The organism is Bacillus sp. 2175, from assembly GCF_057812155.1.
On sequence record NZ_CM173819.1, the window covers coordinates 2,332,310 to 2,346,112 of the forward strand.

Below are 13,803 nucleotides of genomic sequence, written 5' to 3' on the forward strand. Positions count from 1 at the left end.
TATGTGAAAATAAAAGGAGGAAGAACAATGGGAGCGACAGGAGTAGCGTCACAAAGAAAAACAATTGAAGAGAGTATCGAAAGAAATAAGGAAAAGTACATAGAAACAAGTCATGATATTCATGCGAATCCGGAAATTGGTAACCAAGAGTTTTATGCATCTAGAACGTTAAGTTTATTGCTAGGCAGTGCAGGATTTCAGTTGCAGCACAATATAGCTGGACATGAAACGGGATTTATCGCGCGAAAAAGCTCTGGAAAACAAGGACCTGCAATCGCATTTCTAGCGGAGTACGACGCTTTACCAGGACTAGGTCATGCGTGTGGTCACAATTTAATTGGCACAATTAGCGTTGCAGCAGCAATCGCATTATCAGAAACGCTTGAAGAAATTGGCGGGGAAGTTGTCGTGTTTGGTACGCCAGCAGAAGAAGGCGGGCCAAATGGTAGCGCGAAATCAAGTTATGTAAAGGCAGGTTTATTTAAAGACATTGATGCGGCGCTTATGATTCATCCGAGCGGAAAGACAGCGACAACGAGTCCTTCACTAGCAGTCGATCCACTTGATTTTCATTTTTACGGAAAAACAGCTCACGCTGCAGCTTCGCCAGAAGAAGGGATTAACGCATTAGATGCGGTTATTCAGCTCTATAACGGTATTAACGCACTTCGCCAACAACTTCCGTCAGATGTGAAAATTCATGGCATTATTACTGAGGGCGGAAAAGCACCTAATATTATTCCTGACTATGCCGCAACAAGATTCTTCATCCGTGCAGCAACGCGAAAAAGATGTGCAGAAGTAACAGAAAAAGTAAAAAATATCGCACAGGGAGCAGCATTAGCAACAGGTGCAAAAGTAAAAATCCATCAATTTCAAAATGAAATCGATGAATTACTCGTAACAAAAACATATAACGATATCGTAGCGGAAGAACTAGAACTATTAGGTGAAGATGTAAATCGTAAAGAAAGAGTAGGGATTGGTTCAACCGACGCAGGAAACGTAAGTCAAGTCGTACCGACAATTCATCCGTACATTAAAATCGGACCAGATGATTTAATTGCACATACGAATGAATTTAGAGAAGCAGCACGTTCAGAACTTGGAGATAAAGCATTAATTACATCGGCAAAAGCATTAGCAAATACGGCGTATCGATTAATTACGGAAGAAGGGTTGTTAGAGAAGGTGAAGGAGGAGTTTAGAGAGGCGCAGAGGAATCAGGGGTAAGGGGATTAAGGTGCTTTTTTCGAATAGAGATCTAATTCATAAGTAGAGATATAAAAAAGAACATTGAAATATCAATGTTCTTTTTTTGTTTACTAATCATTGATTTCATTGGCTTTTCTCATAAAGGAAAAACTTTTACTGTTAGCCGGGGATAATACGTATCCCTTTATTAGAACGACAATTTCTCCTCAAACTCACTCTTTAAAACAATTAAAGGAGACGATAATCCAAATTGCATTAAAGAGTCTAAAAATGTAGCGAGAGAATCCATCGAATCGCTCATGACCTTCATCATATAATTAAATTCCCCGCTAATTCGGTATAAATCTGTTACTTCAGGAGCGGCATTACAAAATTGAATAAAATCAGAGCATTGGCTCGTTTTAAACATGATGAATGCTTGAATGTTTTTATTAATTTTTGCAGGCTCAAATTTCGTTCGATAAGCCGCTATAACTCCTTGATCTTCAAGCTTGTTAATACGTTCTTTTACAGCAGGTTGCGTCATGGATATAATTCGTCCTATTTCTGAAACAGAAATTCTCGCATTTTCATATAACAGGTTCATAATTTTATGATCGATTTCATCCAATTTTACAGCGTTTTGCATTGTGTAGCCTCCTTGTTATGTTTTCTAAAGTGAATTGTAAATTATAACTATAATATCATAAGTGAACGAACTAAATTACCTATAAATCTATATTTAAAATGATTAGTATTTGCATGAAAATATAAGTATAGGGTTTATCAAAAGGGAATTTAGGAAGGATGGAAAAAATGAAGAATCTTGATGGGAAAGTAGCATTAGTAACAGGGGCAAGTCGCGGCATTGGTCGTGCGATTGCGATGAGATTGGCAAACGACGGTGCATTAGTTGCGATTCACTACGGCCGAAATAAAATAGTTGCAGATGAAACAATTAGTGAGATTGAATCTAATGGAGGAAAGGCATTCTTAATTGAAGCTGATCTCAATTTAATGGATGGTGTCAAAAAAATAGTAGAACAATTGAAGAATGAATTACAAATAAGAGTTGGTACATCAGAGATTGATATTTTAGTAAACAATGCAGGGATAGGTACACAAGGGACGATTGAAAATACGACAGAAGAAGTTTTTGATGAAATTATGGCCGTAAATATTAAGGCGCCATTCTTTTTAATTCAGCAAACATTACCGTTACTACGAGTAGAAGGGCGCGTTATTAACATTTCATCAGCGGAAGTAAGACTTGGTTTTACAGGGTCCATTGCATACGGTTTAAGTAAAGGTGCACTAAATACGATGACACTTCCTCTAGCTAAACATCTTGGAGAACGAGGTATAACAGTGAATACAATTATGCCTGGATATACGAAGACAGATATCAATGCGAAATTGCTAGATGATTCAGAAATACGGAATTTTGCTACGGATTCATCTGTGTTCGGACGAATAGGGCAAGTTGAAGATATTGCAGATGTAGTAGCATTCCTTGCTTCTTCTGATAGCCGCTGGGTAACAGGGCAGATTATAGATGTCTCTGGAGGGTTTTGTTTATAGGGGCACTACTCCATAACCAGCAAGCTAATTAAGTAAATTACTAGTTATGAAACGATCCTCGTTTCATAACTAGTAATCTATAGAAAGGTAGAGATGATAAAGAAATCTATTAAAACGTGATTTTTTCGCTAGGCAATTTGAATAAGGGGGCTATTTTTAATTATTCATAATCTAAAATAATCCAATTTTATTTTACAGTAACATTAAAACAAAATTATTGACCGCATGGTACAAAAAGGGTATTCTATTCATATTATCTTTAAAATGAGAGGAGGATACGATTGAATAAACGCGGCAGACCTCGAGAGTTTGATTATTCCTCAATTGTAGATGTTGCAATGAAAACATTTTGGTTAAGAGGATATGAAGGATGTTCTACACAAGATTTATGCAGTGATACAGGACTTGGAAAAGGAAGTTTATACAATACTTTCGGTAGTAAACATGAACTGTATAAACAAGTATTAGAACGCTACCATGAAATTGGGATTAGGGAACAAAAGAAATTGTTACATACTCCAATTCCAGTTAAAGAACGATTAAGTAATTTTTTTGAATGGGCATTGAAAGAAGACTTTGAGAATATGGATCAAAAAGGATGTTTATTGATTAATGCCAGTATAGAACGTGCTAAAAACGATTTAATGGTACAAGAAATTTTCTCGAAGCATGTTGAACTTCTTAAACAAGCTATTGAAACAGTGATGGAGGAAGGATTGCAAACAGGTGAAATTTCAAAGAAGCAATCAGCTGAAGAATTAGCTAGTCTGCTTTTAAGCAGTTATTACGGATTCCGTGTTCTTAATGTATCGATGCAAAATCGGATGTTGTCTGAACAAGTTATCAAAGGAACAGTAGAGTCTATTTGTGGCGCTTAGTGCGCCCTTTTTTCGCACTATTTTTGTACCGATCATTACAGTAATGGATAAGGAGTGTTTTTATGCCATCGATTATTTATTTATTAGCTTTAGCAATCTTTTGTATGACTACATCAGAATTTATGGTTGCAGGTATGATGAATGAACTTGCTCTTGCATTCCAGGTTTCTGTATCATCCATTGGGTATTTAATTTCAGCTTATGCAGGAGCAATGGTAATAGGAGGCCCCATTTTAACTGCAATCCTCTTACGAATGCGCAGCAAACAAGCATTATTGTTTTTAATGTTCATATTTTTAATTGGTCAATCGCTCGGAGCTATTGCTTGGAACTATGATATTATGATGATTTCACGTATTATAACTGGTATTGCTTCAGCTTCAGCTTTTGGAGTTGCGATTTCCTTTTCTGCGACATTGGTTCACTCTGATTCAAGGGGAAAAGCTGCATCAATTGTACTTGCAGGTTTAATGTTCGCAACTGTATTAGGTTTACCTATAACAACCGTTATTTCGCAATATTTTGGCTGGCGTATTAGTTTTGGGGCTGTTTCTGTTCTTGTGCTAGTATCAGCAATTATGATTCAACGGTTGTTACCATCCTCTTCAAATAAAGAGCAATTAAATTGGAAAGATGAACTTCTGCGATTTAAGAATATTCATCTTTGGGCAGCGTACGTAACAAGTATGTTCATTATTGGTGGTACGTTTGCCGCATTTAGTTATTTCACTCCTATCTTTACAAATGTTACAGGGTTTTCAAGAGCAAGTATTCCATATTTACTTGCTCTCTATGGTAGCGCGACAGTAATTGGGAATATAATAATTGGCAAGTTCGCTGATAAATTTACAATGAAAATACTTATGGGTGGATTAATTATATTAATCATAGCGTTGTCTTTATTTGCTTTAAGTGCAGAGAATAAATACATTGCAGTTATTTCTACGATTTTTATTGGTTTAACTGGTGTAGCATTGAATCCAGCTATGGTTGCGAGGGTGATGAAGACAGCTAGTAATGGAATAATGATAAATACCGTTCATAGTTCTTTTATTACGCTAGGTATTGTTATTGGTTCGTCACTAGGTGGTCTTGGGATCAGTAAAGGATATGGTTTTGTATCTCCGCTATGGATTGGAGCTTGTTTAGCTATCCTTGGGGTAATTTCGTTATTCCCATATTTACATAAAGGAAAGGCAGATTAAGATGTTTAAAATTTCTTTATATGAGGTACTGCCACATTACCATCAAGCTAATACTTTCATATCCCCCTAAATTAAATTTTTCTTTCTCTACAGATAGCTATTCTGAGAAGCCGCTCATTTTTTCGTTTTGGGGGCATTTCTTTTTCTTAAGTTGATGGGCATAGGGTACCGCCCCACAACCATCAACTTAAGGATTAAAACTATTTTTGTAATTAAAAGCATGTTACTATTCTCATTAACATAAGAGAATAGTAACGTGCTTTTTATGAATATGCACCAAAAACAAGAGTTATATCAATTTTTCTCATTTTGGGGTATTTGTTTTTCTTAGATTGATGGTGATGGGGCACTACTCTATAATGATCAAATTAAAATTTAAAATAGTTATAGAGACTCCATTTCTCGGAAATATTGTAACTATTAAGTTGTAAAAAAAGCCGTAGTTTTTCATTTTTGAAAAGGCTGGGGTCCTTTTTAGTTGTAGCAAAGATATAATGGGAGGAAGTTTTTCTAAATCACAAAAAATTGATTAATAAGTTGTATAATAAACTCAATAGCGTATATACTATAAGCATCAAAAAAAGTTGATGAAGGGAAGTGAACTACAGTGACACAAGATTTTAAGTTATATGAGAAAAAGTTTAAAGCGTTGGCTGATCAGAAGCGTTTAGAGATTATGTATGAACTTTGCCAGCGAGGCCAGACTTGCGTATGTGATTTAACAGAGATTTTTGAAATGACGCAATCTAAGTTGTCATATCATTTAAAGATTTTATTAGATGCAGGTTTAATTGTAAAAGAAACAAAAGGCACGTGGAGTTATTATGATCTAAATGATGCGGAAGTAAATAATTTATTATCAGAAGAATTATGTTGTATCTTTAGAAAAACAGGAAAGGGTAGCTGTTGTTAAAATTTTGCACTATTAATCAAAAAAAATTGATTAATAACATATAAAGAGGAGGAATAAGCTATGATATATGTTCACGTTGGTATAAACGTTACGAATTTAGAGAAGTCTATTGAATTTTACGAAAAGGTATTTGGTGTGTCACCAGTTAAGGTGAAAGTAGATTATGCAAAATTTTTATTAGAGACGCCAGGACTTAATTTCACGCTAAACGTACGAGATGAAGTGAATGGAAATCAAGTAAATCACTTTGGTTTTCAAGTGGATACAGCTGAAGAAATTACATTACATAAAGAACGATTAGAAAAAGAAGGTTTCTTTGCGCGTGATGAGATGGATACGACTTGTTGCTATGCAGTACAAGATAAGTTTTGGGTAACGGATCCCGATGGTAATGAGTGGGAGTTCTTTTATACAAAAGCAGATAGTGATGTTCACAAAATAGAAGATCCATCTTGTTGTACGACTTCTAAAGTAGTAGAAAAAAATTCTTGTTGTTAATAGGAGCTGGAAAATAAAATGAAACGTTTATCTTTTCTAGACCGCTATTTAACACTATGGATCTTTCTAGCGATGGCTGTTGGGATTGGTTTAGGGTTTGTGTTTCCTAGTGTAGTAGACGGACTACATACATTACAAGTTGGAACGACGTCTATTCCACTTGCTGTTGGTTTAATTGTAATGATGTATCCACCATTAGCGAAAGTTCGCTATGAGGAAATGGGCCGAGTATTTAAAGATGTAAAAGTGTTAGTTCTATCTTTAGTACAAAACTGGATTATCGGTCCGGTACTTATGTTTGTGTTAGCAATTATTTTTCTTCCTGATAAACCAGAATACATGGTTGGTCTCATTATGATTGGATTAGCACGTTGTATTGCAATGGTTATTGTTTGGAACGATCTTGCTGATGGGGATAAAGAGTATGCGGCAGGTTTAGTTGCTTTTAATTCGGTATTCCAAATGCTTTTTTTCTCAGTTTATGCATACGTATTTGTAACTGTAATTCCAGAATGGTTAGGGATTGAAGGGGCTATTGTCGATATTACAATGATAGAAGTAGCAAAATCAGTATTTATCTATTTGGGAATTCCTTTTATAGCAGGTATGTTGACACGCTTTGTACTAGTTAAGTTAAAAGGAAGACAGTGGTATGAAAAGGTGTTTATACCTAAAATTAGTCCACTTACATTACTTGCATTGCTATTTACGATCGTCATTATGTTTTCTTTAAAAGGAGAGATGATTGTTAGCGTGCCACTAGATGTGGTAAGAATAGCGATTCCGTTATTAATCTATTTTATTGTAATGTTTTTTGTATCTTTCTTTATGGGAAGAAAAATTGGTGCAAACTATCCGGTGACGACAACGTTAGCATTTACAGCAGGTAGTAATAACTTTGAGTTAGCAATTGCTGTAGCAGTTGGGGTGTTTGGTATTCATTCAGGCGCAGCATTTGCAGCAGTTATCGGACCATTAGTTGAAGTACCTGTAATGATTGCACTTGTAAACGTCGCTTTTTGGTTTAAGCGTAAATATTTTAATGATCAACCAGCATAATTTAAAAACAAAGGCGGAAAACAACATGGAAAACAAAAAGACAATCTATTTCTTATGCACAGGAAATTCATGCCGAAGCCAAATGGCAGAAGCATGGGGCAAACAATATTTAGGTGATAAATGGAATGTATATTCTGCAGGAATTGAAGCACATGGAGTAAATCCAAATGCAATTAAAGCAATGAACGAAGTAAATATCGACATAACAAATCAAACATCAGATATAATTGATGCAAACATTTTAAATAGTGCTGATTTAGTCGTTACGCTGTGTAGTCATGCGGATTCTGTTTGTCCATCTACTCCGCCGCATGTAAATCGTGTTCATTGGGGATTTGATGATCCAGCAGGAAAAGAGTGGTCCGAATTTCAACGTGTTCGTGATGAAATTGGTGAACGTATAAAGCGATTTTCTGAAACAGGGGAGTAAATAAAGGAAAGAGTCAATCTTCTATCTTATAGGGGATTGGCTCTTTTTTATTATGTATTTCATTTACTTATCGCATCGCTTTAAAACCACTCTTGAAAATAATACAGAATATTATGTGAAAGTGGTAAAGTTAGAATAGAACAGTTTAAAAAAGGGGATGTAACGTATGATCTGTGAACTAAGCAAGAATGATTTTTATAGGTGTAATAGTTTAGTGAATGAACAAGGTCAATTAGAGGTACGTGCTGTAATTGCAGGAGTGAACCCTGGTCGTATATTTGTAGATAATAGTACTGCTCCTAATTCGGGACTTATTTGGTTAGGTAATAATGATGGATTCTTCTTCATTGGAGATTCTGCAAATGAAGAGTTTAATAAAGAAATGAATCATTTTATTAATAATGTAATAGTACCTGAGGCGAGGAAGGTAGGACTAGATTGCTTTGAAGGAATCGGTAATCATTCAAAATGGAACAAAACAATTGAAAGAATATTTCAGCACCGTAAATTAAAGAGTTGGAATCAAAGAGTGTATACGCTAAGAAAAGAGGATTATGACAATCATCATGAGCCTAAATTTGAACAGGGATATACTGTGCTGAAAATGAGTAAAGCTCTCTATGAAAATAATAACAATACATTTAAGAATATTGATTTTTTACAATCAAAAATTTTAGAGTTTTGGTCTTCACCGGATTGTTTTTTCGATGAGGGAATCGGTTATTGCGTTGTTTATGATGATCTAATTGTAAGTGTATGTTTTTCAGGTTTTGTATTTGCAAATATCCATTGTATAGATATTGAAACGATAAAAGGTCACCAAGGGAGAAAATTAGCTCAAAAGATAGCGCATAGTTTTGTGAAAGATTGTTTGGAGAATGATATTATTCCATATTGGGACTGTATGGAATTGAACAAGCCTTCTGTTGCAGTTGTGGAAAATGTAGGGTTTACAAATGTATTTAACTATGTGGGATATTATTTTTTATTTGAATAATCTAGGTATACTTTACAATTTACACTTTGAGGTTGCCCAATCATTATATATATCTACAATTTAAAAAAGAAAGCATATGAGGTGTCCGAAAATGAAAATACAAATAGTATTGTTTGATGGTTTCGGAGAACTTGTCTCTTTCGCACCGTTTGAGGTACTGAAAAGAGCGATAGAAGAAGGGGCTCCATTTACAATTGAATTCGTTTCGAGTGAACAAAAACAAGAAGTTACGACTTCATTTGGAGTTACGGTTAAACTACATGATTTTTTACGAATGGATAATAGGCCAGATTTGTTAATTGTACCTGGTGGTGGCTGGAATCATAAAGCAGAGCATGGGGCACGAAAGCAAGCAGAGCTTGGTACTTTGACCGAAATGATTAGCGAGATGCACAATGCAGGAACAATTGTTGCTGGTGTGTGTACAGGAGGTATGCTATTAGCTGCCTCTGGTATATTGAACGGTCGAAAGGCAACGATGCACTATTTGGCACAGGATGAAATGAGTGAATACGGGGCAGAGCTTCTTCATTACAGAATTGCGGATCAAGGGGATATTATCACTGCAAGAGGAGTTACTTCAGGAGTTGATTTGGGACTTTGGATCACGGAAAGATTCGCAAGCCCTAAAATTGCGGCTGCCGTTGAATACAGAATGGAATATGAGAGGCGAGGTGTTGTTTGGAAGTAATTTGACTTCTTTTTTATCCCGCATTAACGGGCAGTAAGACTCCCACCACAAAATTCAACGAATGGGAGGGCTGCCCGTAAAAAAACAATGGATATGTACTAATAATCAGTGGGGGTGACAAAATTCCTACTGATTAAAGTTTCATTTTATAATTTTTCACCTTATTAAAAGTTGATTTGTTAGAAAGGATAATCATTTATTGATATAATGAATGGATGCGTGGCAGGAAATAGATAGAAAGATACTGCTAGTAATTTATACTTAAAATGTAGGGAGATTGAACAGAGTTATGGGGACAGAAAAAGAAATTAGTTCCGCTAAATTAATATGGAAGATGACGCGCCCGCATACATTAACGGCGACGTTTTCTCCTGTAATTTTAGGAACAGTGGCATCACTTTATGTTGCCAAAATTGATTGGCTGTTATTTATTGCGATGATGGTTGCATGTTTAGCATTGCAAATAGCAACGAACTTATTTAATGAGTACTATGATTTTAAACGTGGATTAGACACTGCTGAATCCGTTGGCATCGGTGGCGGAATTGTCCGTCATGGATTGAAGCCAAAAAATGTTTTAACAGTTGCGCTTTTATTGTATGTCGTAGCAGCTTTTATTGGCATTTATATTTGTATGAATAGTAGTTGGTGGTTAGTGGTTATTGGTTTAATTGGGATGGCAGTTGGCTATTTATATACAGGTGGTCCACTACCAATTGCGTACACCCCGTTTGGAGAATTAGTTTCTGGATTGTTAATGGGGACATGTTTTGTACTCATTGCTTTCTTTATTCAAACGAATACGATAACGATTGAAAGTGTATTGATTTCCATTCCAATTGGAATTTTAGTCGGTGCAATCAATATGTCGAATAACATCAGAGATATCGAAGAAGATATTAAAGGTGGAAGAAAGACATTAGTAATCCTCCTTGGGAGAGAGAAAGCTGTGGTAACACTAGCGGTAGCCTTTTTCATTGCGTATTTATGGATTGCCGTAATTGTATTAATGGGTTATATAAGCCCTTGGGCATTAGTTATGTTCCTAGGTTTGAGAAAGCCGATTTCTGCGATTCAAAGTTTCCAAAAAGGGGCAAAGGATCCTGGGTATATGCGCATCGCAATGAAATCAACAGCGATGACAAATACGATTTTTGGCTTCTTATTATCAGCAGGGTTATTAATTAGTTATTTGTTTTAAATAAAAAATATGGTTAAATAACTTAACCCCAGTTTCTCAATTTTAATATAGAGAAATTGGGGTTTTTATTTTGACTTTGTTTAATGTTAAAAACAGTTTCATTTGAAATGCAAATACCAATAAATTGCAACTTCATCATTTTCAATATCCAAACCTTTATAAACAAGAAAATCACACCCACCAATTACAAATCCGCATTTTTCATAGAACTTACATGCTGCGACATTATTATTTTGCGTTTCAAGCATGATACCTGGCATATTGCCTTTTTTTGCCCACTGCTTTGCTTGATCAACTAATCTTTTACCAACTCCGAGTGTACGATATTTTTTATCTACCGTTATATCTTCTATGTAAGCATAGTGGTTCCAATTCTTTTTCAATACCATTAATCCAATGATTTGGTTATGTAACAGTGCTATGTAAATGACTTGATTAGGTTTATTTATATATTCATTGTAAGCCAGTTCTTCATTATCATCTTGATTTTGTAAATAACTTTTTTCATAACTCGGAACGTCTTCTACTGTATATTCTATACGTTTATTTCCTTTGGAAAGAGAAAGAATTAACCGAGCATTCACTATAAAACTGTCATCAATCTCCGGGAGATTATCTAAATCATTTGTTTCTAACTCTCTAATTACAAGGTTCATCGGGGCACCTCCACATAATAATATTTCTTCTAGTTCTTCATTTGGTTCAAATGAATTCCAATTACAAAATTATAATAGAATTTCAATAGTACGGCTATCTTTGTATTTTATCTTTATACCAGCATGTTGTTATCTTGATATGAAAATATTGTTTAGAAAGAGTAGTATCTTTTATTTTGGATGTATATCCAGTTTTCAAATTTAACTGTAGTAGAGAAACAAATATTTTTTTAAAGAGTGGATGCCATACGTTATTCTTTAACTAAATTCGACATTATCTGCATTTTATCTTCACCTTCCTCTATTAATCTATTTATTGTAAACATCAGCTGGAGTTAATGCTCAGCTGTATAAATAATGAATATAAAAATTAATAGGGAAAGGATCGAAAAATAATGAAAGAATCACAAAGTAAGAAAAAAACAAGTCGACTAACTAAGGTAATAATATCTCTAGGAGTTGTTTTAGCAACGACCTTTTTCACCTTCTTTTTAATAGGAAAATGGAACTCTATCCCAGCGAAGGGAATAGCTAACGAAAGTAGTAATCAAGTTAACACGCAACAACAAGAAAAGAAAAAAGAAACACCACCAGCAAAACAGAAAAGACCTGATGGAAAACCGGTGGGAAAGGTTGTTTATTTAACATTCGATGATGGTCCTAGCGAACTAACTGGGAAATTTTTAGATGTACTAAAAGAGCAAAATGTCGCCTCGACATTTTTTATGCAAGGTAGCAATTTACAAAATACAGGTTTTCAGGAAAACGTAAAGCGAGCAGTAAAAGAAGGGCATTATATTGGTGCACATAGTATGACACATAATAGTGATAAGCTATACAAAAAAGGACAATTTGTAACGGAGATGAAAGAAACGTTAGCTCTTATTCATAATATTACGGGTACAACTCCTAAATTAGTTCGTCCGCCATATGGATCTGCACCAGGATTAAAGGGCGAGGAAATTCGTAACCAAATTGTAGAAGCAGCAATAAAAGTTTGGGATTGGACAATAGACTCAAATGATTGGAAATTAAAAGATAATCCAACTCAGATTATCGATAATGTAAAGAAACAGACAACAGAAGAAGTAGAAGTTGTTTTAATGCATGAAAAGGCGCAAACATTACAAGCTCTTCCTGAAATTATTAAATTTTATAAAGAGAAAGGGTATGAATTTGGTGTATATAATGACGAGGATCATTTTCGTCTAAACTTCCAAAAAGATCAACGTCTATAGTATAAACATAGTTATTTTAAAAGGTGTTTTTATTACTAAATCAATAATTAAGCAAAAGTCGATTTCCTATTTTATAAAGAAATCGACTCTTTCGTTTATGTATTATGTCACAAGAGTTTCCTTATTTTCTCCGGAATGTCCTTTTTAGAAATCTATGCAACAGAGCCTTTATAGTAAGAGTATCTTGTTGGGAATGATCAAAAAAATCTATATTGTAATATAAAAAATCGCTATGATATGAAAGGATACCATACAACAATCCCAATAAATTCTTCTCAATAATTGAAAATAAAATCAATCCGGATTATTATATTGTTATTGTAAATTTATTTTATTGAAGGAGGATACATAGATGAAAAGCTCAAAAGGCTCTATTGAATCAGAGATAAGCAAAGCAATTACTCACTGGGAAAAGGACTACCTAGGACGCGGGTCTATATCCGTTAAGACAGATATATTACGGGATATGATTATCGTAAATTTACAAGGTGTTTTAACGCCGGCTGAATATAGTGTTTGCGAAACAAAAGACGGGATGCTAACGATAAAGAAGAATCGTTCGGAGCTAGTTGAATCTGGAATTGATGATCTGAAAGAGATTATACTAGAATTAACTGGAGAGAAAGTGAAAAGCTTTCATACGGATATAAGCTCCCGTACAGGTGAACGAGTAATGATTTTTAAATTGCTTCATAATCTTGAGGAGAAATTTTAAAAATACCTTAAGGTTAGTGGAAGGATTAAGAAACCTACAAGTTTTACACTTTATTAACAGGCTAATAATTAAAAACTTGAAGTTATTTAGGTATAATAAATCTTAATTCTGATAACTCTTAAAAAACGGATAAAGAAATTGACAAACTGCTTAATATGGTTTATCTTATAATTGTTTTAAAAAATTGATAGATGCTCATTTTAACAGTTTGCTATAATTAAGGCTTTAGCATTTTTTTAATATGTAATATTGACTAAATGAAAAAGTTTCTTAATTAAAAGATAGCGTATAACATAAATTGATATATTGATTGCATAATCTAGGAGATCAGAAATATACATTTCTTTTTAATAGGAGTAATACATACATTATTATCCTCTATAAAATGGGAGCTCTTCAAAAAACTTTATTGAAGTTAGTTGAAGGGAAACCGACAATCTCCATAATTCAATGATGATATAAAATCATTGAATTATGGAAGTTGTCGGTTTTTTTTATGGGAAAAAACGATGCACTAAAAAGAGTGAATGAAAATTGAAATTTAAAA

Annotated in this window: 15 protein-coding genes; 13 read left to right on the forward strand and 2 right to left on the reverse strand. The window is 34.4% G+C overall.

Annotated features, from left to right (window positions below):
• Positions 1-27 precede the first annotated feature (27 nt).
• On the forward strand, positions 28-1,233 hold the full coding sequence (locus ACXKY9_RS12190) for a M20 family metallopeptidase (protein ID WP_000501341.1): 1,206 nt from the start codon (positions 28-30) through the stop codon (positions 1,231-1,233).
• A 169-nt stretch (positions 1,234-1,402) separates the two neighbouring features.
• On the opposite strand, the gene ACXKY9_RS12195 is transcribed toward ACXKY9_RS12190, so the two are convergent.
• Positions 1,403-1,843: an Lrp/AsnC family transcriptional regulator gene (locus ACXKY9_RS12195; RefSeq protein WP_001178562.1), complete on the reverse strand. Its 441-nt coding sequence runs from the start codon at positions 1,841-1,843 to the stop codon at positions 1,403-1,405.
• Positions 1,844-2,010: 167 nt separating this feature from the next.
• On the opposite strand from ACXKY9_RS12195, the gene ACXKY9_RS12200 reads away from it, so the two are divergent.
• From ACXKY9_RS12200 to menA, 10 genes are all read left to right on the forward strand, one after another.
• Positions 2,011-2,775 carry an SDR family oxidoreductase gene (locus tag ACXKY9_RS12200; protein WP_002101105.1) on the forward strand — a complete coding sequence of 255 codons (765 nt, stop codon included), beginning with the start codon at positions 2,011-2,013 and terminating at the stop codon, positions 2,773-2,775.
• A gap of 281 nt (positions 2,776-3,056) precedes the next feature.
• On the forward strand, positions 3,057-3,653 hold the full coding sequence (locus ACXKY9_RS12205) for a TetR/AcrR family transcriptional regulator (protein WP_001042191.1): 597 nt from the start codon (positions 3,057-3,059) through the stop codon (positions 3,651-3,653).
• 62 nt (positions 3,654-3,715) lie between these two features.
• On the forward strand, positions 3,716-4,858 hold the full coding sequence (locus ACXKY9_RS12210) for an MFS transporter (protein ID WP_001139232.1): 1,143 nt from the start codon (positions 3,716-3,718) through the stop codon (positions 4,856-4,858).
• A gap of 607 nt (positions 4,859-5,465) precedes the next feature.
• The gene (gene arsR / locus ACXKY9_RS12215) at positions 5,466-5,771 is read left to right on the forward strand and encodes an arsenical resistance operon transcriptional regulator ArsR (RefSeq protein ID WP_002101104.1); all 306 of its coding nucleotides are present in this window, start codon (positions 5,466-5,468) and stop codon (positions 5,769-5,771) included.
• A gap of 60 nt (positions 5,772-5,831) precedes the next feature.
• The gene (locus ACXKY9_RS12220; protein ID WP_000640876.1) at positions 5,832-6,269 is read left to right on the forward strand and encodes an ArsI/CadI family heavy metal resistance metalloenzyme; all 438 of its coding nucleotides are present in this window, start codon (positions 5,832-5,834) and stop codon (positions 6,267-6,269) included.
• A gap of 18 nt (positions 6,270-6,287) precedes the next feature.
• Positions 6,288-7,328, forward strand: a complete 1,041-nt coding sequence (gene arsB, locus ACXKY9_RS12225) for an ACR3 family arsenite efflux transporter (RefSeq protein ID WP_000826532.1) — start codon at positions 6,288-6,290, stop codon at positions 7,326-7,328.
• A 25-nt stretch (positions 7,329-7,353) separates the two neighbouring features.
• Complete coding sequence (gene arsC, locus ACXKY9_RS12230) at positions 7,354-7,758, forward strand: arsenate reductase (thioredoxin) (RefSeq protein ID WP_000428354.1); 405 nt, start codon at positions 7,354-7,356, stop codon at positions 7,756-7,758.
• A 166-nt stretch (positions 7,759-7,924) separates the two neighbouring features.
• Positions 7,925-8,755: a GNAT family N-acetyltransferase gene (locus tag ACXKY9_RS12235; RefSeq protein ID WP_000562836.1), complete on the forward strand. Its 831-nt coding sequence runs from the start codon at positions 7,925-7,927 to the stop codon at positions 8,753-8,755.
• Between the two features lie 91 nt (positions 8,756-8,846).
• Positions 8,847-9,446, forward strand: coding sequence for a DJ-1/PfpI family protein (locus ACXKY9_RS12240; protein ID WP_000701557.1), 600 nt, complete (start codon positions 8,847-8,849; stop codon positions 9,444-9,446).
• Positions 9,447-9,735: 289 nt separating this feature from the next.
• Positions 9,736-10,647: a 1,4-dihydroxy-2-naphthoate polyprenyltransferase gene (menA, locus tag ACXKY9_RS12245; protein WP_000536384.1), complete on the forward strand. Its 912-nt coding sequence runs from the start codon at positions 9,736-9,738 to the stop codon at positions 10,645-10,647.
• Between the two features lie 98 nt (positions 10,648-10,745).
• Here the strand turns inward: menA and satA are convergent, their stop codons facing one another.
• Positions 10,746-11,303 (reverse strand): streptothricin N-acetyltransferase SatA, encoded by a 558-nt coding sequence (satA, locus tag ACXKY9_RS12250; RefSeq protein ID WP_001054991.1) that lies wholly within the window; start codon positions 11,301-11,303, stop codon positions 10,746-10,748.
• A 395-nt stretch (positions 11,304-11,698) separates the two neighbouring features.
• Between satA and ACXKY9_RS12255 the strand changes: the two genes are divergently transcribed.
• Positions 11,699-12,541, forward strand: coding sequence for a polysaccharide deacetylase family protein (locus ACXKY9_RS12255; protein ID WP_000665177.1), 843 nt, complete (start codon positions 11,699-11,701; stop codon positions 12,539-12,541).
• A gap of 352 nt (positions 12,542-12,893) precedes the next feature.
• Positions 12,894-13,256 (forward strand): Na-translocating system protein MpsC family protein, encoded by a 363-nt coding sequence (locus ACXKY9_RS12260; protein ID WP_000842548.1) that lies wholly within the window; start codon positions 12,894-12,896, stop codon positions 13,254-13,256.
• The last annotated feature ends 547 nt before the right edge of the window (positions 13,257-13,803 follow it).